Origin of the sequence: Alcaligenes faecalis (assembly GCF_041521385.1) — a bacterium.
Classification (GTDB): domain Bacteria; phylum Pseudomonadota; class Gammaproteobacteria; order Burkholderiales; family Burkholderiaceae_B; genus Alcaligenes; species Alcaligenes faecalis_E.
In genome coordinates, this window is sequence record NZ_CP168006.1 from 3,099,040 (window position 1) to 3,119,466 (window position 20,427).

The following is a 20,427-nucleotide window of genomic DNA, read 5'->3' on the forward strand; positions in this document are numbered from 1 at the left end:
AAAAATACCATGTGTACACTTTAAATTACTAAAACAAGACAAGTTGCTGAGTCGTGTTTCGCCTTACAAGCCCACGGAGAAGACAATGAACAAGACATTTGCAGGGGTAGCACTGGCAGGAACGATGATGTTGCAAACTTTGGGGGCCACCGCTGCCGCTGAAGGGGTCATCAAGATTGGAGAGTTGAACAGCTATAAGTCCCAGCCCGCTTTTTTGGGGCCTTATCGAAACGGGATGGAGCTGGCGGTTGAGCAGATCAATCAGGCTGGGGGGATTCACGGCAAGCAACTGGAGTTGATTATCAAGGATGACAATTCCAACCCCGGCGATGCCGTACGCGCCGCCGAGGAATTGATCTCGCGGGAAAAGGTCGATGTGCTGACCGGGACCTTCCTGTCCAATATTGGTCTGGCCATTACCGACTTTGCCAAACACAAAAAAGTATTCTTTCTGGCCAGCGAACCGTTGACCGACAAGATCGTCTGGGCCGATGGCAACCGCTACACCTTCCGCCTGCGCAACTCCACCTATATGCAGGTCGCCATGCTGGTGCCGGAAGCCGTCAAGCTGAACAAGAAGCGTTGGGCGATTGTGTACCCCAACTACGAGTACGGTCAGTCCGCCGTTGCCACGTTCAAGACTCTGATGAAAGAAGCCCAGCCCGATATCGAGTTCGTGGCTGAGCAGGCCACGCCGTTGGGCAAGGTCGATGCCGGTGCCGTGGTGCAGGCTTTGTCCGAAGCCAAGCCTGATGCGGTTTTTAACGTACTTTTTGCGTCCGACCTGGCTCGTCTGGTTCGTGCCGGTAATCAGCGCCAGTTCTTCAGCCCTGCCTTGCCGGTGGTCAGCATGTTGACCGGCGAGCCCGAATACCTGGACCCCTTGGGTGAAGAAACGCCGGAAGGCTGGATTGTGACGGGCTACCCCTGGTATGCCATCGACACACCCGAGCACAATGCCTTTTTGAAAGCCTATCAGGGCAAGTACAAGGAGCACCCACGCCTGGGCACGATTATTGGCTACAGCACCATTGTGTCGATTGCCGCCGGTATTGAAAAAGCCGGTTCTACCGACACCGAAGCCATGATCAAAGCCTTCCGTGGTCTGGATGTGGTCACGCCTTTTGGTCCTATTACTTACCGCACGCAAGATCAGCAGTCCACACAGGGGGCGTATGTGGGTGTGCTGGCCAAGCAAGACGGCAAGGGCATCATGACTAATATTCGTTATGCCGATGGCAAGGATGTACAGCCTACGGATGAGCAAGTCAGCCAGTGGCGTCCTGCCGCGGCCAATCAATAATTCCAAGAACGCAGTATTTCGTAGATCGGCGCGCCGTCTGGCGCGCCACTTCTGACGCGAGGCAGTAATGGCCTTATCGGGTTTATGGGTTCAGTTCCTTAACGGACTGGCCGAGGCATCGTCTTTGTTTCTGGTGGCGGCGGGTTTGTCCCTGATCTTTGGGGTGACACGCATCGTCAATTTTGCACACGGTTCCCTGTATATGCTGGGCATTTACATGGCGTATTCCACGGTGCAATTCATGGGTGGTTCGGCGCTGGGATTCTGGGCTGGCCTGATTGTGGCGGCCTTGCTGGTCGGCGCATTGGGGGCCTTGCTGGAAATCGTGCTGTTGCGGCGCATTTATAAAGCGCCCGAGCTGTTCCAGTTATTGGCCACCTTTGCCCTGGTGCTGGTGATTAATGACGGGGCCTTGGCGGTGTGGGGGCCGGAAGATCTGCTGGGGCCGCTGGCGCCGGGTTTGAGCGGTTCTGTTTCCATTGCAGGACGCTTCTTCCCGGTTTATGACCTGGTGCTGATCGTGATCGGTCCGGTGGTGCTGGGCTTGCTGTGGCTCTTGTTGACCCGTACCCGATGGGGCGTACTGGTGCGCGCCGCGACCCACGACAGGCAAATGCTCGGTGCGCTGGGCGTGAATCAGGCCTGGTTGTTTACGGGGGTCTTTGCCTTAGGGGCCTTCCTGGCTGGTTTGGGTGGTGCCGTGCAATTGCCGCGTCAGCCCGCCAATCTGCTGCTGGATTTGAGCGTGATCGGGGACGCCTTTGTGATTGTGGTGGTCGGTGGCATGGGCTCCATCCCCGGTGCCTATGTGGCTGCCTTGATCGTCGCTGAGTTGAAGGCCCTGTGTATTGCTCTGGGCACGGTCACCTTCTTTGGCGTGGACTTTGCTTTTCCCAAGTTGACGCTGGTGGTGGAGTTCATTTTCATGGCGGTGGTACTGGTGTTCCGGCCCTGGGGCTTGTTTGGGCGTGCTCAAGCCGTCAGCCGTAACTCGGCCCCGATTGAGGCACCGTTACGAGCCGGAAGCGGAGCTTTCCAGGTCATGGTGCTGGTGGTTCTGGGGGGGATGGCCGCCTTGCCCCTGATGAACGAATGGTTCCCATACGCGCCTGTGCTGGCTCTGGATATTCTGGTGTTGTCCTTGTTTGCATTGAGCCTGCATTTCATGATGGGACCAGGGGGGATGAACTCCTTTGGTCATGCTGCTTATTTTGGTCTGGGCGCCTATGCCGCGGCTCTGCTGTTCAAAGCGGCGGCCTGGTCGATGGGATGGTCTTTGGTCTTGGCTCCCGCTGTCGCAGGTTTGGGGGCGCTGATCTTTGGCTGGTTCTGCGTTCGTCTGTCCGGCGTCTACCTGGCCATGTTGACCTTGGCCTTTGCGCAGATTATCTGGTCCATCGTGTATCAGTGGGACAGCTTTACGGGCGGCTCTAATGGTTTGGTCGGAGTCTGGCCAGCCGAATGGTTGTCCGGTGATCGCTATTATTATTTCGCCTTGTGTGTGGTTGTGGCAGCCGCTTTCTTGTTACGTCGCATCTTGTTTTCGCCCTTTGGCTACGCCATGCGTGCCAGTCGGGATTCGGCCTTGCGGGCTGAGGCCATCGGCATTCCCGTTAAACGCGTACAGTGGCTGACCTTTATGTTGGCGGGCACATTTGCTGGTCTGTCCGGTGCCTTGTTTGTGTTTTCAAAAGGCAGTGTCTCGCCTGAGGTGATTGCGGTGAATAAGTCTGTGGATGGCTTGGTCATGGTCTTGCTGGGTGGCTTGCAAACCCTGGTCGGTCCAGTAGTGGGCGCAGCCGTATTCACCTTGCTGCAGGACTTTTTCCTGGGCATCACTCAGTATTGGCGCGCCTTGTTTGGTGGCGTGATTCTGTTGCTGGTTCTGGCTTTCCCACAGGGTATTGCCGGCTTTTTCAAACGTTGGGCGCACCGTCGCGTTGCACCGGAGGCATCGTCATGAGTTTGCTGCAAGTACGAGGTCTTAAAAAAGCGTTTGGCGGCAATCTGGCCGTAGACGGTATCGAGTTTGATGTGCAGGCCGGGGAGTTTCTGGCCTTGATCGGCCCTAATGGTGCAGGCAAAACCACCACCTTCAATATGGTGGGCGGGCAGTTGACGCCAACCGCGGGTTCGGTGCGCTTGGGTGATCAGGAGCTGGTGGGATTGGCCCCACGCAAGATTGCTGCTTTGGGCGTGGGTCGCACCTTTCAGATTGCCGCGACGTTTGCCTCTTTGACAGTGGTGGAAAACGTGCAGATGGCCTTGCTGGCGCATCAGAAAAAACTGTTTTCCTTCTGGCGTCGTGCGGCTCAGTTCGAGCGGGCACGTGCGCTGGACTTGCTGGATCAGGTGGGCATGCTGGCTCAGGCTGAACGGCCTTGCAGCGAGCTGGCCTATGGCGATGTGAAGCGGGTAGAGCTGGCGATTGCACTGGCCAACGACCCCCGTCTGTTGCTGATGGATGAACCCACAGCAGGCATGGCCCCCAAAGAGCGCAATGAGTTGATGCGCCTGACCAAAAAACTGGTGATCGAACGCAATATGGGTGTGCTGTTTACCGAGCACAGCATGGACGTGGTGTTCGAGCACTCGGACCGCATGCTGGTGTTGGCCCGTGGTCGGCTAGTGGCGGAAGGGGATGCGGACTATATTCGCCAGCATCCCAAGGTGCAGGAGGTCTACTTTGGAACAGGCAAAACATTCGAGAACAAGGAGCCAGCATGACGCAGGACTTATTAGCCGGTTCTGAGCGAATCGCCGCAGGCGGGGCGGACGCGCAGCCTTTGCTGAGCGTAGATGGCTTGAATGCCTGGTACGGTGCCGCGCATATTCTGTTTGATCTGTCCCTGACGGTGCAGCGCGGCGAAGTGGTCGCCTTGATGGGGCGCAACGGCGCGGGCAAGTCCACAACCTTGAAGTCCATTATGGGTTTGATGGAGCGATCCAACGGCCATATCGAATTCATGGGGCAGGCCATTCACGACAAGCAGCCTTTTGAGATTGCACGTGCCGGTTTGGGCTTTGTGCCCGAAGAGCGCCGTATCTTTAGTGATTTAAGTGTCTCGGAGAATCTGGAAGTAGGCCGTCAACCAGCACGGCGTTGGCCAGATGGCGCCGCAGCCCCGCACTGGCAGCCTGAACGCTTGTACAGCCTGTTTCCCAATCTGGGGCAGATGCAGGACAGACCCGGCGGACAGATGAGCGGGGGCGAGCAGCAAATGCTGACGGTAGCGCGCACCTTGATGGGCAATCCCTATCTGGTCTTGCTGGATGAACCGTCCGAGGGTGTGGCTCCGGTGATTGTCGAGCAGATGGTGCAGATGATTCTGGAGCTCAAGCAGGCCGGTGTCAGTATCTTGCTGTCCGAGCAGAATCTGCATTTTGCCGAACTGGTGTCGGATCGGGTCTATGTGCTTGAAAAAGGGCAAATACGGTACAGTGGCGTCATGCAGGAGTTAAGCGCCAACGAACACGTGCGGCGCACTTACCTGTCCGTTTAACGTTGGGCCTCCAGTTAGCGAGGCCGGATCGGCTCCAGGAGAACACCATGACAGATGCACGCCCCAATCCCCAGACCGTCATTGATTTCTGGGTTGAATCAGGGCCAGAGAAATGGTTTCGCAAGTCTGATGACTTCGACCGGGAATTTCGTGAGCGGTTTTTGGACTGGCACGAACGTGCGGCCAGGGGCGAACTGGATGATTGGGCACAGACGGCAGAAGGGGCCTATGCCTTGCTGATTCTGCTGGATCAGTTTCCGCGCAACTCTTTTCGCAATACTACGCGCATGTATGCGACCGATGAGAAGGGTTTGGCGATTGCCAAGGAAATGGTGGCCAAGGGTCTGGATAAACAAATTCCGGTGGAGCGCCGTGTGTTCTGCTACTTGCCGTATTCTCATGCGGAGAACTTGGCGGACCAGCAAGAGGCCGTGCGCCTGAATCGGGAAATTGGCCGTCCCTGGCTGGATCATGCCGAAGAGCACCTGGATGTGGTCGAACGCTTTGGCCGCTTCCCGCATCGCAACTCGATTCTGGGGCGTACTACCACTGCGGAAGAACAGACGTTTCTGGAGGGCGGTGGTTTTTCCGGTTGATGGGTTTTGAGTCTGGATCTGCAGCAGAAGCTGAGTCTTGATCTTGATTGGGACTGGGCCTAGGCTTTGGCTCCAAACCTAAACCCACACGTAAGTTCAAGTTTCAGATCAGTCCTTCAGAGTGTTGGCCGAGAGCCTGGCTTGAGGGGGGCTGGCTTAGCCAGGTCTGAATGTGATGAATCAAAAACAAAGGCGGCCAAGTGAAAACTTGAAGCCGCCTTTGCTTCGTTGACCGCGTATCTAAACACAATCTGCGGACAAGCCCCGTCTACAGATGCCCCTTCTGCTCCCGTATGGTCGCAATCTTGTCTTTCAGGCCTGTCCAGGCGGGTTTGTCCGGTGCAAAACGCGCCCGCATATAGTTCAGCAAATCTTCCATCTGCTCGTTATTCATGCTGTTCTTGAAACCGGGCATGGAGCCCAGGGTGGGCTGTGCCGGACGGGTAATGCCGTGCATCAACACCTGAATCGTATTGTCCGGGTGTTCACTGTGCAGATTGCTGTTCAAGGCCAGGGACGGGCGAGCCCCAAAGAGCACCGGCCCACCACGTGGGTCATGGCAAACAGCACAAGCGCCGTTGAACAGGTTTTCGCCTGGCATCACCATCACGTCCTTATTGCTGCGGCTATCTTGCTCCAGCAGCGCGGCCTGGGCGGCGTGTGTTTGTTCTTGTTCGCTCTCGACCGGGTTCAAACTGCTTAGGTAGTGCGCCATGGCACGGACGTCGGACTCAGGCAGTTCTGCCAAGCCTGCGACGACCGGCCCCATCGGTCCCGCCGCCACGCCATGACGGGGCGAGTAGCCGGTACGCAGGTATTGGTACAGCTCCTGTTCTGTCCAGGGGATGGGGGCTTTGGACAGGCTATTGAGCGCAGGCGCTTCCCAGTTATCCGCAAAACCACCAGCCAGGAAATTCGCTTTACCGCCTTTTTCCGCGCCCAGCATATTGCGCGGGCTATGGCAGGCCGCACAGTGGCCGCTGCTATTGACCAGATAGGCCCCCCGGTTCCATTGCACGGTTTGCGTCGGGTCCGGCACATAGGCATTTGGATCACGGTGAAACAGCAGGTTCCAGCCCGCCACCAAGGGCCGCATATTCATGGGGAAAGGCAGCTTGGTTTCAGGCACTTCGGACTTCACTGGCTCTTGCGTCATCAGGTAGGCGTACAGGGACTGCATGTCCTCATCGCTGATCTTGGCAAAGGCCGTGTAAGGGAAGGCCGGGTACAGGTGGCGTCCGTCCTGATGAATGCCCTCGCGCATGGCGCGCTCAAAGGCTTTGTAGCTCCAGCTACCGATGCCGGTTTCTTTGTCCGGGGTGATGTTGGTGGTGTAGATCGTGCCAAACGGCGTATCCAAACCCAAGCCACCTGCATTGGGTGTGCCGCCCTCAGCGGTGTGACAGACCATGCAATCGCCTGCAATGGCAACCAGACGGCCACGTTCAATGGCCAGCTCGGAAAAGATGGAGGTATCCACTTGGCCGACTGGTGCAATGGCGGGCCGCCAGGGCAGGGCGCTCAAGACGGTGCCGGTGGCGACTGCGGCCAAGGCTCCCCACCAGGCTTTGCGTTTTTTGCTGCTGCCTGTTTTATCGGACTGATAGCCCAGCGCCAGAGACTGTTCGCTAAAAGGCGCACTGGTCAGGCGTATGCCACTGGCATTGAAAATTGCATTGGCAATGGCGGCCGCGGCAGGCAGTTCCACGCCCTGGTTCCAGGCCAAAGGCTGGCCTACGGCAGACTCTCGTTTGACCAGTTGGACGGCGGGCTTGTCGGCGGTTTCTTTGACAGGGCTGTCGCTGCTACCTTCGCCGCCTTTGCCCACGCCATTGTTCAGCAGTTGCTGCGCCCAACGACCCAGTCGGTCAGCCAGGGCGGGCGCAGACTCCGGAGCGTGATCGGAGTTATTCAGTTCTGTGCTGTCGTGGCCAATGGTTAGCTTGTCTATGCTGAGCGTGCCTTGACGGGTATCGACGCTGACATCCACAGCCCAGGCGGACCACTGTTCTCGTGCAGCCTGTCCGGGGACGTTTTCAACAATATGGCTGTAGGCCAGCCCGCGACCCTTGCGTAAAGGGCCTTGATGGGCGGGCAAGGGCTCGGACCAGTCCGATTGCTCGGCAACTCGTTGCAGCAGCTCGCGCCCTTGGGGGCTGCTGACTTGTTCCAGTCGTGCCTCCAAAGGATCCAGGCCCAGGCTGTGGCAGTCCTGATCGAATTGCGATTCTTGGGCAAAGATGGTGGCCTGGGCCAGGCTGTCGGGGTCACTGCTGGCGGCCGCGCCATCATAGTTAGGCGTGGGTGCAGAAAAGTAATCGCTCTTTACGTCCGGACCACGGCTGGGCAAACCTGGCTGGCCACAAAGAATGGCAGCCAGGGAAGGGCGCGCACCGGACAAAGTGTTCAGTTGCCAGCGGGTCGCCCGCAAATGGGCATTCAAGTCGTTTCGCTCTGCGGTGCCTTTATAGACGCTCAGGCGAAGGGTGACTTCGCTGTGGCTGGCACGAACTTGCACGGCCTGGGGGCGGCCAAAGGCCATGACGGCTGCATCCATGGCGCAGTCGTAGGCATCGGCCTGATTGCCGGCAATATCCTGCAAATGGATCTGTTCGTTGGGCAGGCCGCTCAAGGCTTGCAGCTCAATCAGCAGGGCAGCGGGGCGCTGCGTATGCGCCCAGACATAAAGCTGCTTGTCGTGATAACAAGCACGGGCCCAAGCGGTTTCCTGATGCTCGGCGGCAGATCGCCACTCATAGCGTTGATCGGGGGCGCTAAGCGTAGCAGCGACATCCTCATCCGCTGGCAGCGTAGCCTGGTTCGCTGCGACGGGCGTGGCCCAACGCGCATCCAGCAAGGCAGCACCTTGTTGAGCCTGCTCGGCTTGTACCGCCAACACACCCAGAAAATTGCCCATATGCACACAGGCTACAACGCCGGGTACTTGCAGGGCAGCTTGTTGGTCTACTGTTTGTAATTCAGCGCCCAGATACTGCCCGTTTTCATAGGACCAGTAAGGGGGGCGTACCACAGCGCCATGCAGCAAGCTGGTGCCCGCAGGCAGTTCCGGCCACAGCGTTCGGGAAAGGTCTTGTGCTGAATGACTCATTGCCGGGCCTTTGCGACGCGTACGGCGGCTTGCATGATTTCTACGTGCGTGCCGCAACGGCACAGGTTATAGCGTAGTTCGTCCCGAATTTGCGCTTCGGTGGCTTGCGGATTGCGTTCCAGCAGGGCCTGCACGGTCATGACCATGCCATTGAGGCAGTAGCCGCATTGCGCAGCCTGACAATCTATAAAGGCTTGCTGAACATCATTGGGTTGGCCGTTTTGGGCCAAGCCTTCCAGGGTCGTGATCTGACGGTTTTCTACCAGGCTGACCGGCACGACACAGGAGCGGGCGGCCACACCATCGACCAGCACCGTACAGGCACCACATTCACCCAGGCCGCAGCCAAACTTGGGGCCATTCAGTTCCAGGTCGTTACGCAATACATAAAGCAGTGGCGTATCGGGCTCCACCTCGATGATGTGGGTCTCTTGATTGACCCGCAAGGTATGCGGGCGAGTACAAGGGGGCATGGGGTTCACCTTGGGTAGATCGCACCTTGTTGTCGGACAGCGTGTGCGGTGCTTTTATCAGCTTGGTATTGATATGCTTAAATTAAGTGTATACACTTTAATTTATCGAGTAAATAGATTCTACTACTCCCTTGAGGTATCAATCAAAGCCTGCTTGGGAAGATGGAAAAGATTCAATCTAATCTTATTTAATATAGGGTTTACACTGATTATTAAGCCCTTGATTTTCTCTTTATAGTAGTTGCGATAAATGGGTTTCAGCGCACTGCATTTGATTTTATTAGGGTGTGTACGCTAGTAATCGATGTTTTGCCTAGGCGCGCTGCAGGCACGCTTTCAGGAGCAAGTCCCTGAGGCCGGCTTTCAGGCCCTTATATAAAAACCCAGCCAGGAGAGTGTGATGTCTTACGATGCGCCGCGCCACCAGCAGCAAGACTTGCTCAGGGCGTCTGGCACCTTGCTGATTTTAGCGGCACCGGCACGGCCTCCCAAGCCTTCGCCCGGCCAGCCCGGCGTGGTGTCCGACTACTTGCAGGCGCACGACGATGTCTTTGTCGCCGTGTCCGAACAGGGCTGGGTGCGCGCTTTTCATGGGCACGTGGACCTGGGCACCGGCATTCAAACGGCGCTCAGTCAGATCGTGGCCGACGAGCTGGATGTGCCCATGGCGCGTGTGCAAATGGTACTGGGCCATACCGATGCGGTGCCCAATCAGGGGCCCACCATCGCCAGTGCTTCCATTCAGATTCATGCTGTACCGCTGCGCAAGGCAGCGGCTCAGGCACGTCAATTACTGCTGGCACAAGCCGCAGAACGTTGGGCATTGCCTGCCGCTCAATTACGCGTGGAAGACGGTATCGTCAATGCCCCAGACGGGCGCAGCCTGACGTACTGGCAATTGCTGGAAGGTCTGGAGCTGCGGGCCTATCTGGATAAAGAAACCTCCACCAAACCGGCCGAGCAATTGCGCATTGTAGGGACAGCCCAGGCGCGTGTCGATATTCCAGGCAAGGTCGCGGGGCAATGGGTGTATGTACACGACGTGCGCGTGCCTGGCATGTTGCACGGCCGTGTTGTGCGTCCTCCTTATATAGGGCGCGATAGCGGCGACTTCATCGGTCGCAGCCTGGACTCCGTGGATGAGGAGTCCATCCGCCATATTGCTGACGATGTGCGTGTTGTGGTGATTGGCGACTTTATCGGTGTGGTCGCGCGCCGTGAAGAACACGCTATGCGTGCTGCCCGCGAATTGAAAGTGCGCTGGAAAGCGATTCCTCCGTTGGAGGATATGAGCAATCTGGAGCAACTGATTCGTCGTCAGCCCATGACGGCGCGTTTGTTGGCCGATACAGGACCGGATTTTGACGAGTTGCCGCCAGAGGGTAGACGCTTGAAGCGTAGCTATATCTGGCCTTTTCAGTTGCATGCTTCGATTGGCCCGTCTTGCGCGGTGGCGGACTACCAGCCCGGTCATAGCCGGATCTGGTCAGGCTCGCAGAACCCGCATATGTTGCGTGTTCATTTGAGCCAATTGCTGGACGAAGATGAGGCCGGTCTGGAGATCATCCGTCACGAAGCAGCCGGTTGTTATGGCCGTAATTGTGCTGACGATGTGTGTGCAGATGCCTTGCTCTTGTCCCGAGCCGTCGGTGCGCCGGTGCGTGTGCAACTGACGCGAGAACAAGAACACGGTTGGGAGCCTAAAGGCGCTGCTCAGTTGATGGATGTCGAAGGCTCCATTGATGCTCAAGGGCAACTGCGTCATTACGATTTCGTGACCCATTACCCCTCCAACGATGCGCCGAACCTGGCGCTCTTGCTGACGGGGCGGGAGTCGGCGACCCCACGTCAACTGGAAATGGGGGACCGCACGGCTGTACCACCCTACAGCTATCCCAAGCAGCGCATTGTGTGTCAGGACATGCCCGCGATTGTGCGCGCCTCCTGGTTGCGTGGTGTGTCGGCCATGCCTAACTCTTTTGCGCATGACTGCTTTCTGGACGAGCTGGCGGTGGAAGCCGGTGTGGACCCCTTGAGTTATCGCCTGCGTTATCTGGATCAGGATGAACGCGCTCAGGAACTGTTACAGGCAGTGGCGGACAAGGGGCAATGGCAGATTGGGCATCGAGGTTCTCGCGGGCAGCCGGACGAGCAAGGCTATCTCTATGGCCGTGGTCTGTCGTACGCCCGCTATATACACAGCAAGTTTCCTGGTTTCGGGGCGGCCTGGTCAGCCTGGCTGCTGGATCTGCGGGTTCATGCGGAGACGGGTGTGATTGAGGTTCAGCAGATTTATGTGGGCCAGGACACTGGGCAGATGGTGAACCCGGCGGGAGTGCGCCACCAGATTCACGGCAATGTGATTCAGTCCTTAAGCCGCACCTTGTATGAGCAGGTGCGCTTTAACGCACAGGGCGTAGTCAGTGCGGAGTGGGGCGCCTATCCGATTGTGGATTTCCCGCGCATCCCGCCCATTGAGGTGATTTTGATGGACAGGCAGTCCGAGCCGCCGATGGGGTCGGGCGAATCCGCCTCCGTGCCCTGTGCCTCGGCCATTGCCAATGCTTTGTTTGATGCAACTGGCCGACGTTTTCGGCAGGTGCCTTTTACACCGGATGTGGTCCGGGCCGCGCTGGCTACTACGCCCCAAATGGCGTAGGCAGCAGCAATTTTCATGGGTCAGGCCCAGGCCTGACGGTTTCAATCCAAGGACAGATTAATGAGTACCTTTCTTTACGGCGGCCATGTTCATGCCAATGGCATTCGTCAGCATTACTTGCGCTACGGTGGCTCCAGCCAGGGTCGCGACCAGCGTCCCGCGGTCATCATCGTTCCCGGCATTACCAGCCCGGCGGTGACCTGGGGCTTTGTGGGCGAGCAGTTCGGCAAGCACTTTGATACCTACATTCAGGATGTGCGTGGTCGCGGTTTGAGCGAAGCCGCCGAAGGCATGGATTACAGCCTGGATGCCCAGGCGGATGACTTGATCGCCTTGGCTCAAGCCTTGGGTCTTAACGACTACATCGTGGTCGGCCACTCCATGGGTGCGCGTATTGGTTTGCGTGCGGCTCACAAGAACAGCGATGGCTTGAACCGTCTGGTAATGGTTGATCCTCCGGTCTCCGGCCCGGATCGTCGTGCCTATCCCTCCAAGTTGCCCTGGTATGTGGATTCCATGGCCATGGCTCGCAAAGGCTGCACCGCAGAAGACATGCGTGCTTTCTGCCCGACCTGGACCGAAGAGCAATTGCAATTGCGTGCCCAGTGGCTGCACACCTGCCACGAGCCTGCGATTTTGGCTAGCTTTGAAGGGTTCCACACCGACGATATCCACGTCGACTTCCCGCATCTGAAAGTACCTGCCTTGCTGATGACCGCCGAGCGTGGTGATGTGGTTCGTGATGAGGACGTGGCCGAGATTCAGCAGTTGGCCGCTGGCGTTCAGCACGTACGCGTGCCCAATGCCGGTCACATGATTCCTTGGGATAACGAGGCTGGTTTCTATGAAGCCTTCGGTGATTTCCTGGGCCAGCGCCTGGTGTGATGTTAAAGGGCCGCATGGGCGGCCCGTCGTGATGCAGAGGTTCCGCGTCAGTGCCGGGGCCTCTCACAAGGAGAGACAAGATGGCAGTGAGTGATTATCAACTTATCGAGGCATGGCAGGAGGTGCTGCGCCTGTCCAAGCTGCAGGCTGGTCAAACTGTGACCTTGCTGACCAGCTCGACCACCCACCCGCAAACGATGCAGTGTGCGCAGATTGCGGCTCAGTCCATGGGCGCGATTGTGAATCGTCTGGATCTGCTGCCCGTGAATGCAGAGAAGGCCTTGAGCCGGGACTCGTTGGCGTATTTGGGGACGACCCCGCTGACGGGTAACGAAGCGGCGATTGCCGCTTTGAAGGCCAGTGATCTGGTGCTGGATTTGATGACATTGTTGTTCTCGCCCGAGCAGATCGACATTCTGAAGTCGGGTACCAAGATCCTCTTGGCGGTGGAGCCACCCGAAATTCTGGTTCGCACTGTGCCAACGGAGGCGGATCGTGCGCGCGTGACCGCAGCAGCCGCCTTGATCAAGGCCGCCAAGGAAATGAGCATTACCTCGCCTGCCGGTACCAATCTGCGTTGCCCGCTGGGAGAGTTCCCCGCGATTCGCGAATACGGTTTTGTGGATGAGCCCGGTCGTTGGGACCACTGGCCTAGCGGTTTTGTACTGACCTGGCCGAACGAGCTGGGCACGAACGGCACCATTGTGATCGACAAGGGCGACATCCTGTTGCCGCAGAAGAAATACTCGACCGAGCAGATCATTCTGACCGTGGAAAACGGCTACGCCACCAAGATTGAAGGTGGTATCGAAGCCGAACTGCTGGACGAATACATGAAGACCTTCAATGATCCCGAAGGTTATGCGATTTCCCACATCGGCTGGGGTTTGCAGCCACGCGCTCACTGGTCCACCTTGGGTCTGTACTCGCGTGAGAACACCATTGGCATGGATGCACGGGCCTTCGAGGGTAACTTCCTGTTCTCCCTGGGGCCGAACAATGAAGCGGGTGGCAAGCGTACAACGGCCTGCCACATTGATATTCCTTTGCGCCATTGCACGGTCAGCCTGGATGGCCGTGCGGTTGTGCGTGATGGCAACGTACTGGACGGAGGCGTGGGTGAGTACGAATGAAGGAGCGGTGTACGCTCAACAAGGTTTTGGGTCGACGCTGGAGCCTAAGGCTCCCTACGGTCTGTTGATTATTGATCTGGTGAATGGTTTTGCTGATCCTGCCGTGTTTGGCGGCGGCAATATTCCCGAGGCCATCGAGAACACGCAGAAATTGCTGGCAACGGCGCGTGAACAAGGCTGGCCAGTTGCTCATACCCGTATCGTGTATGCGGACGATGGCGCTGATAACAACATTTTCAGCATCAAAGTCCCTGGCATGCTGGGTCTGACGGAAGACGCGCACAACAGCCATATCGTGCCGGAACTGGCTCCTGCGCCCGGTGAGTTTGTGGTTCGCAAGAACGTGCCTTCGGCTTTCTTTGGTACGCCCTTGGCTGCGTGGCTGACGCAGCGGGGTGTGCAAACACTGCTGGTCGCCGGTGCGGTTACCAGCGGTTGCGTACGTTCCAGCGTGGTCGATGCAATGCAATTGGGCTTTCGCCCCTTGGTGGTGTCGGACTGCGTGGGTGACCGTGCAATTGGCCCGCATGAGGCCAACTTGTTCGATATGCGTCAGAAGTACGCCACCGTGGCAACGCGTGAAGAGGCGATGAAGTTGATCGGACTTTAAAGCGATTCAAGCTCTTGAGTCTTTGAGAAGAACGATGTGTTTCATCATGGCCTGGATGGGCGTCGGTGCTTGATGAACATGAGTCGTCGTTAACAAGTCTGTTTTGATAGCCTTGTGATTGAGTATCGATGGTCTGCCGCTTGGGGGCGGGCTATCGGACCTGTGCCCCTGGAAGCCGTATGGCTCTCGGGGGTTTTTTTATTTCTGGCAGCGTCGTGGGTTTGCAATGATTGCGGTGTCTGGTCTTGATTAAGGGGATGGTTGTTCAGGCGGGCTGTCTTGGGAGTTTTTTTAAGAAGGGTTCTGGAGGCGCTTTTGGGGCAATAAGGGAGTTCTTCTGGACGTGCCGTTTGGGCTTTGCGTGAGGGTGGCGGATAGTTTTCTTGTGGGGCCCGGGTACGGCTTGTCTTGGCGGGTCTCTTGCCCACGCTGCGCGTGGGTGCCCTTGTCAGCGTGCCGTTGCGGGCGGGTCGTGAACTCGGAGCGCGGTTTGTCCCCCGGGCAAACCGCAAGCGTGCTCCTCAAACAGCACGCCCCTTGCATCCCGCCCCAGCACTCTGCCGGCGGCAAGAGCCCTGACTCGCCCGCCAAGCCGTACCCGGGCCCCACAAGAAAACTAACAACACGGGTTAAAGCTCAAACGGCACTGGCAGAGGTGGGACGAAAGGCGGGGGCTCAGATTGGAGGGTTTGAGAAAGGAAGGGAAGGGGATGGGGTTTGCTTTGGCTGAGGCTGAATGTTCTCGGGGTTTTGGGGTATCAGTTTAGATGTGGTTTTTTTAATTGTTCTTTTGTGTTTAGAGGGAAAGTGAAACGAAGAGTGGCAGTGGAGTGTGTGTTTAGAGATCCCGTGAATGAGTAGAGTTCTTGGTGTGCTATCAGGGCAGGCCACGCAGTCAATCAGCGAGTTAGTTCTGCTTTCGGTTTTTGCGTTGTTGATGTGACGAAGTCGATTTAGTGAGTGTAAAAGGGCAAGACAATAGGGTTTTAGGGGGGCAGAAGAGCAGAACGATAGGCGCTTAGGAAGGGCAGAAGAGCAAGGCAAGAGGCCCTGTTGATTCAAGGGGACCGTCTGTTGGAAGAGATTGGTAGATAAGAAGCCATTGTGAGCCGTTCAGTCGGCCTGCTGGGGTGTTGGGGCGGATCAGAGTACTTGCCGCGGTCAGGAGATAGCGTAGGGGTGCAAGCATCCTGCTGTTTGAGCGGGGCGTTTGTGGTTCGTCCTGGGGACGAACCACCCCGCGAGTTCAGGATGCGCCCGGTAGCTATCTCCTGACAAGGGTACCGGTGCGCAGCACCGGCAAGTGCTCAGCCCGGACACCCCAGCAGGCCGACTGAATGGCGTATTCACAGCGACTTCTTTGGTCCACTAATCACTGCTCTTGGACCATGCTTGTCCCTTCAGGCTTCTTTCTATTAGTCTAGTGAGCGAAGCAATACGCATTGTCGACGAGACATTATCTAGTTCAAAAGGAGCCAGGATGGCAGGGCAGCAGCATGTATCTGGGGTGACGGGCATTGTTCTGGCGGCGGGCCTGGGTCGGCGTTTTGACCCATCAGGCCAGCAGTTGAAGCTATTGGCCAAGACTGAAGATGGCAGAGCAATGGTGCGCCGCGTCTGTGAGACGGCTTTGTCTGTGCTCGATGAAGTGCTGCTTGTTTGTGATGTTCATGAACCGATTTTGCGTCAGGAGCTGGGTGACTTGCCGATCAGCTTCGTTCAGGCACCTGATGCTATCCGCGGCATGGGTGTCAGTTTGAAGGCCGGGATACAGGCGTGCAGTCCCCGTTATGGTTATGTGGTTTTGCTGGCCGACATGCCTTGGCTGCGGCCAAGCACCGTAGCGGCAGTGGCTCAGGCGGTGCAGGATGGGGCCGGGATTGTGCGCCCTGTATGTAATGGACAGCCCGGCAATCCTATTGGCTTTGGGCTTGAATGGCGTCAGCCGCTTCTGGGGCTGCCAGACGAGCAAGGCGCGCGGGCCTTGTTGCAAACCAACAAGGATCAGACCTTGTGGGTGCCTTTAGTGGATGAAGGGATCTTGCGCGATGTGGACACCCCCAGCGATTTGGGGATGTCCCAGGCATCGAATTAGCCGTGACCGCGCTGTTTGGCAATCTGCTGGCGTTCCAGGCGGCTGATGTAGTGCTGAATGGCCATCTGTGTGGAGGCTGACAGGTCAATGAAGGTACAGCCCAAACGCTGAATCTGTTTGCCATTAGGCAACTGCTGTGTTTCAGTACGGGCGACTTGTAGTGCGACCACAAAAGAACCGGCCTGCGGCAGTTCCAGTAGGGACTCGGTTTTATGCGTACCGATTACCTCTGCCAGGCTTTGCGATTCATCCACCAAGGACAAGCCACCACCGCTGATATCGTGCAGCAGAAAGCTTTTGGATTCGTTATTCAGGCGCAAGATCACCATCGCCGGTTCGCTGACAGGCACGTTGACACGGAAAAATTCGCGCCGCTGCAAGCGGCGGATGGAGTCGGGAATTGGGATTGCCAGGGCCGGCTGCCCTTCGTAGGACACGACCTCCGGAGTAGGCCCTTGAAATGTCACCTTGATCTTGTCTAGCGAGGTCTCGAAACTGGTGTGCTCGGACTGCAGCAGATTGCGGGTTTTTTCTTCTTTGTTGGCGGTATCGATCACCACCACATTATTGTCCAGATCAATATCCAAAATGGTGGTCACAATCCGGTCATTGCCCCGATTGGCCTCCATGTGCAAGAGCAGGCCCCCTTTTTCGATGGCCCGTAAAACACGCAGAATTTCAAACTTGGACTGGATCTGATACGGATCGTCTTCAATAGGAGGCAACGGAGAGGTCATGGGGAGCGCAGGAAAAGAGATCGGTCAATAACTGTAAGGGATTGTACGCGTCAGATTAACACTCTGGGCTGGTTTGGCGTATGGCGCCAGTTGATTAGCGCCCTAAGTTATTTAGGCTGGGTGTAGCTGTTGCAAAGCACAGCGTGCTGCCGCCAAATCCCAGGCGGCGGAGCCGACGGATTTGAAGAATAGAGGTTTGTCTTTGGGCGCTGGGGTGCGCAGCACTTGGTGAATGCTGTGGACGTGCTCCCAGTCGACATTGGCCTGGATCAGATCCCCCGCCTCGTGGCGGGCTGCGCAGACATCATCCGCGTAGAGGTGGCTGGCTAGCAGGGTATGGGGCTCGAATTCAGCCATATCAGCCTGGAATGCTCCTACGCCAATCAGCAGGCGATCCAGGCGGGCGGGCTCGTGATAGACCGGTGTCAGGCTGGAGGTCAGGGCAATCAGGACGTCTGTTTTCTCGGGAATGGCCGCAGCAGCCTGAACTCGATCTCCAAACTGGTTTTGCAAGGAGGTGGCCACCGTTTGGGCACGGCTAATATTGCGTCCTGTCAGGGTGACGCGGGCCTGAGGGTAGAGCGTCATGATGGCATCGCAGTGCGCCAGGGCTTGCTGGCCGTATCCCAGCAAGGTGATGTGTTCGGGGCCATGGGGCCACAGCGCCTGAATACCCAACATGGATACGGCGGCGGTACGACGTTTGGACAAGGTGGGGGCATCCAGAACCAACAAGGGCAAGCCATGTTGAGCGTCGTACACGCTGACCAGGCCCTGGATGCTTCCAAGACCTTGTTGCTGATTGTCCAGCATCACATTGACCAGTTTGTGCACACCGATATCGTGAGAGACCGCAGGCATGGACAACATTTTTCCTGCCGTTGGGTAGCTTAGAACTTGCCGGGTGGGGGCGACGATCGTGCCAGCGGCATATTGGGCCATGGCTTTGCCTAGCTGGGCGACCAGCTCCGGATAAGGCAGAGCGCGGGCAGTCTCTTCAGGGGACAGGACGGTATAGCAAGCGTGTGTCATTCCAGAATCTCCAGAGAGTCGATCTGTGTGGCGTGCCGAACTATCAATCAATTCAGTGTAGCGTAGGCCCAGCCCAGAGCAATAGGGCTTTGGCGCCCGTGACCTATTGACCCACCTTGACAATTAAGTCGCCCGTCTAACGGTTTGTCACGGCATAATGAGAACCGATATCAGCACCCGCGTAGGCGCGGTGCCGTGCATTGGGGAGAAAAATAATGAGTTTGCTTAATTCTGTTGTGTCTGCCTTGTCGGCTACGGATGCCAAATCTAAAGAGCAGGGCGCTTTGTTGCCTGCGTTGATTCAGGTTGTCAGCACGTATCCAGGTGGTTTGAGTGGCCTGATCGAACGATTTCGTGCGGGTGGTTTTGGTGAGGTTGTCTCGTCCTGGATTTCGCAGGGCAGCAATCAGGAAATCGGCCAGCAGGACTTGCTGAGTGTGATGGGTCAACCAGCCATCAAGCAATTGGAAGATTTGTCGGGTCTGAACCAGCAAAGCGTGCTGGAGAACCTGAAGATCATGTTGCCGTCCTTGATCAATCAAGCCAGCCCGAATGGCCAGTTTGATCCGTCCCACATTACCGATGCCAGCAGCCTGCTGGGCGGTTTGACACAGTTGTTTCGCAAGTCCTGATGGGCGTGCGCCAGTAATACGGCCAGCCTGAAGGCTGGGCTGTGCAAAATGCAAAAAAGCCTGGATTCGGTGCGATGCCGATTCCAGGCTTTTTTAGCTTGATGCAGAAAACCCTGTACCGCACTGTACTGCCTGTACAGGGTTTTGGGCTTTAGCCGTGTGCCGCTGCTGCCAGAGCTTGCTCCAGATCAGCCAGAATGTCGTCGATGTGCTCCAGACCAATGGACAGACGCACCATGTCCTCGCTCACGCCCACGGCGGCCAGTTCTTCGGCGTTCAGTTGGCGGTGTGTGGTGCTGGCTGGGTGACAGGCCAGGGATTTGGCATCACCAATATTGACCAGACGCAGCACCAGGTTCAGTGCGTCGATAAAGCGGGTACCGGCTTCAATACCGCCTTTGATCCCAAAGGACAAAATTGCGGCAGGTTTGCCACCCATGTAGCGTTTGGCCAGTTCGTGGTCAGGGTGGTCAGCCAGACCGGCGTATTTGACCCAAGACACTTGAGGATGCTTGTTCAGGTACTCGGCCACTTTCAGGGCGTTTTCGGTGTGACGCTCCATGCGCAAAGGCAGGGTTTCGATGCCTTGCAGAATCTGGAAGGCGCTCAAGGGGGCCAGGGCAGCGCCGGTATTGCGCAGTGGGGCGACGCGGCAGCGGCCAATGAAGGCGGCTGGACCGAAGGCTTCGGTGTACACCACGCCGTGGTAGGACGGGTCAGGTGTGTTCAGGATGGCAAAGCGATCTTTGTGCTCGGCCCAAGGGAATTTGCCAGAGTCCACCACCATGCCCGCGATGGTCGTGCCGTGACCGCCCATGTATTTGGTCAGCGAGTGCACCACGATGTCGGCACCGTGCTCGATAGGACGGCACAGGGCAGGGGAGGCAACGGTATTATCCACAATCAGGGGTACGCCATGACGGTGAGCCGCATCGGCCAGCGCACGGATATCAATGATGTTGCCCGCTGGATTGCCGATGGTTTCGCAAAATACAGCGCGGGTGCGGTCGTCAATCAGGGCTTCCAGCGCATCGATATCATTGGGCTGGGCAAATTTGACGGTAATACCTTGGCGCGGGAAGGAGTGCGCAAACAGGTTGTAGGTGCCGCCGTACAGCTTACTGACAGACACAATGTTGTCGCCAGCCTCTGCAATCGTTTGGATAGCATACGTGATGGCCGCCATGCCAGAGGCAACGGCCAGGCCTGCAATCCCGCCTTCCAGTGCCGCAACACGCTCTTCGAGCACGGCATTGGTGGGGTTCATGATGCGGGTGTAAATATTGCCAGGCACTTTCAGGTCAAACAGATCCGCGCCGTGTTGTGTATTGTCGAAAGCGTAGGAAGTGGTCTGATAAATCGGGACAGCAACGGCTTTTGTGGTCGGGTCTGGCTGATAGCCAGCATGAATGGCAAGCGTCTCTAGTTTCATAGTTGGTTCTGGAATTGATGGTCAAGTGGCTTATATAGGATAGAGCAAGCATAACCCCTGTATGTCGTGAAATGTATCTAAGGCCGCCGACATTAATAATATGTCTTTATTTCATTTGGTAATAATGGCGTATTACAGACAACTGACTCTGGTTTTTAGAATACGGGTGGATATTTCTTATTTTCGTTACTTACCAATCGCCCGACATGGGTTAGCATTTCGTATCCG

Annotated in this window: 16 protein-coding genes; 11 read left to right on the plus strand and 5 right to left on the minus strand. The window is 57.0% G+C overall.

Annotated features, from left to right (window positions below):
* Window positions 1-85: 85 nt before the first annotated feature.
* The 5 genes from ACDI13_RS13870 (at window position 86) to ACDI13_RS13890 (ending at window position 5,402) form a co-directional block, all read left to right on the plus strand.
* Entirely contained in the window at window positions 86-1,303 is a 1,218-nt protein-coding gene (locus ACDI13_RS13870; RefSeq protein ID WP_316988247.1) for an ABC transporter substrate-binding protein, read from the plus strand.
* Window positions 1,304-1,370: 67 nt separating this feature from the next.
* Entirely contained in the window at window positions 1,371-3,266 is a 1,896-nt protein-coding gene (locus ACDI13_RS13875) for an ABC transporter permease (RefSeq protein ID WP_316988246.1), read from the plus strand.
* A complete protein-coding gene (locus ACDI13_RS13880; RefSeq protein ID WP_035273692.1) occupies window positions 3,263-4,030 on the plus strand; it encodes an ABC transporter ATP-binding protein in 768 nt (255 codons plus the stop codon). Before ACDI13_RS13875 ends, ACDI13_RS13880 begins: the two co-directional genes overlap by 4 nt.
* A complete protein-coding gene (locus ACDI13_RS13885; protein ID WP_316988245.1) occupies window positions 4,027-4,806 on the plus strand; it encodes an ABC transporter ATP-binding protein in 780 nt (259 codons plus the stop codon). Before ACDI13_RS13880 ends, ACDI13_RS13885 begins: the two co-directional genes overlap by 4 nt.
* A gap of 47 nt (window positions 4,807-4,853) precedes the next feature.
* Window positions 4,854-5,402 (plus strand): DUF924 family protein, encoded by a 549-nt coding sequence (locus tag ACDI13_RS13890; RefSeq protein ID WP_316988244.1) that lies wholly within the window; start codon window positions 4,854-4,856, stop codon window positions 5,400-5,402.
* Window positions 5,403-5,670: 268 nt separating this feature from the next.
* Here the strand turns inward: ACDI13_RS13890 and ACDI13_RS13895 are convergent, their stop codons facing one another.
* Complete coding sequence (locus ACDI13_RS13895) at window positions 5,671-8,511, minus strand: c-type cytochrome (RefSeq protein ID WP_316988243.1); 2,841 nt, start codon at window positions 8,509-8,511, stop codon at window positions 5,671-5,673.
* Window positions 8,508-8,984 carry a 2Fe-2S iron-sulfur cluster-binding protein gene (locus tag ACDI13_RS13900; RefSeq protein ID WP_316988242.1) on the minus strand — a complete coding sequence of 159 codons (477 nt, stop codon included), beginning with the start codon at window positions 8,982-8,984 and terminating at the stop codon, window positions 8,508-8,510. Before ACDI13_RS13900 ends, ACDI13_RS13895 begins: the two co-directional genes overlap by 4 nt.
* A gap of 400 nt (window positions 8,985-9,384) precedes the next feature.
* Here ACDI13_RS13900 and ACDI13_RS13905 point away from each other — a divergent pair, with 400 nt between their 5' ends.
* The 5 genes from ACDI13_RS13905 to ACDI13_RS13925 all read left to right on the plus strand — a co-directional run bounded on the left by ACDI13_RS13905 (window position 9,385) and on the right by ACDI13_RS13925 (window position 16,366).
* A complete protein-coding gene (locus ACDI13_RS13905; RefSeq protein WP_316988241.1) occupies window positions 9,385-11,643 on the plus strand; it encodes a molybdopterin cofactor-binding domain-containing protein in 2,259 nt (752 codons plus the stop codon).
* Window positions 11,644-11,703: 60 nt separating this feature from the next.
* Entirely contained in the window at window positions 11,704-12,528 is an 825-nt protein-coding gene (locus tag ACDI13_RS13910; RefSeq protein ID WP_372372481.1) for an alpha/beta fold hydrolase, read from the plus strand.
* Between the two features lie 80 nt (window positions 12,529-12,608).
* On the plus strand, window positions 12,609-13,661 hold the full coding sequence (locus ACDI13_RS13915; protein ID WP_372372480.1) for a 2,5-dihydroxypyridine 5,6-dioxygenase: 1,053 nt from the start codon (window positions 12,609-12,611) through the stop codon (window positions 13,659-13,661).
* 7 nt (window positions 13,662-13,668) lie between these two features.
* On the plus strand, window positions 13,669-14,271 hold the full coding sequence (locus ACDI13_RS13920) for an N-carbamoylsarcosine amidohydrolase (protein WP_372373129.1): 603 nt from the start codon (window positions 13,669-13,671) through the stop codon (window positions 14,269-14,271).
* Between the two features lie 1,480 nt (window positions 14,272-15,751).
* Window positions 15,752-16,366 carry an NTP transferase domain-containing protein gene (locus ACDI13_RS13925; RefSeq protein WP_372372482.1) on the plus strand — a complete coding sequence of 205 codons (615 nt, stop codon included), beginning with the start codon at window positions 15,752-15,754 and terminating at the stop codon, window positions 16,364-16,366.
* Here the strand turns inward: ACDI13_RS13925 and ACDI13_RS13930 are convergent.
* Window positions 16,363-17,103, minus strand: coding sequence for a flagellar brake protein (locus tag ACDI13_RS13930; RefSeq protein WP_372372483.1), 741 nt, complete (start codon window positions 17,101-17,103; stop codon window positions 16,363-16,365). The genes ACDI13_RS13925 and ACDI13_RS13930 overlap by 4 nt on opposite strands.
* A gap of 111 nt (window positions 17,104-17,214) precedes the next feature.
* A complete protein-coding gene (locus ACDI13_RS13935) occupies window positions 17,215-18,135 on the minus strand; it encodes a delta(1)-pyrroline-2-carboxylate reductase family protein (RefSeq protein WP_372372484.1) in 921 nt (306 codons plus the stop codon).
* Window positions 18,136-18,350: 215 nt separating this feature from the next.
* Here ACDI13_RS13935 and ACDI13_RS13940 point away from each other — a divergent pair, with 215 nt between their 5' ends.
* Window positions 18,351-18,767, plus strand: a complete 417-nt coding sequence (locus tag ACDI13_RS13940; RefSeq protein WP_372372485.1) for a YidB family protein — start codon at window positions 18,351-18,353, stop codon at window positions 18,765-18,767.
* Between the two features lie 151 nt (window positions 18,768-18,918).
* Here ACDI13_RS13940 and ACDI13_RS13945 read toward each other — a convergent pair whose 3' ends face one another.
* On the minus strand, window positions 18,919-20,199 hold the full coding sequence (locus tag ACDI13_RS13945; protein ID WP_372372486.1) for a bifunctional O-acetylhomoserine aminocarboxypropyltransferase/cysteine synthase: 1,281 nt from the start codon (window positions 20,197-20,199) through the stop codon (window positions 18,919-18,921).
* Between the last annotated feature and the right edge of the window lie 228 nt (window positions 20,200-20,427).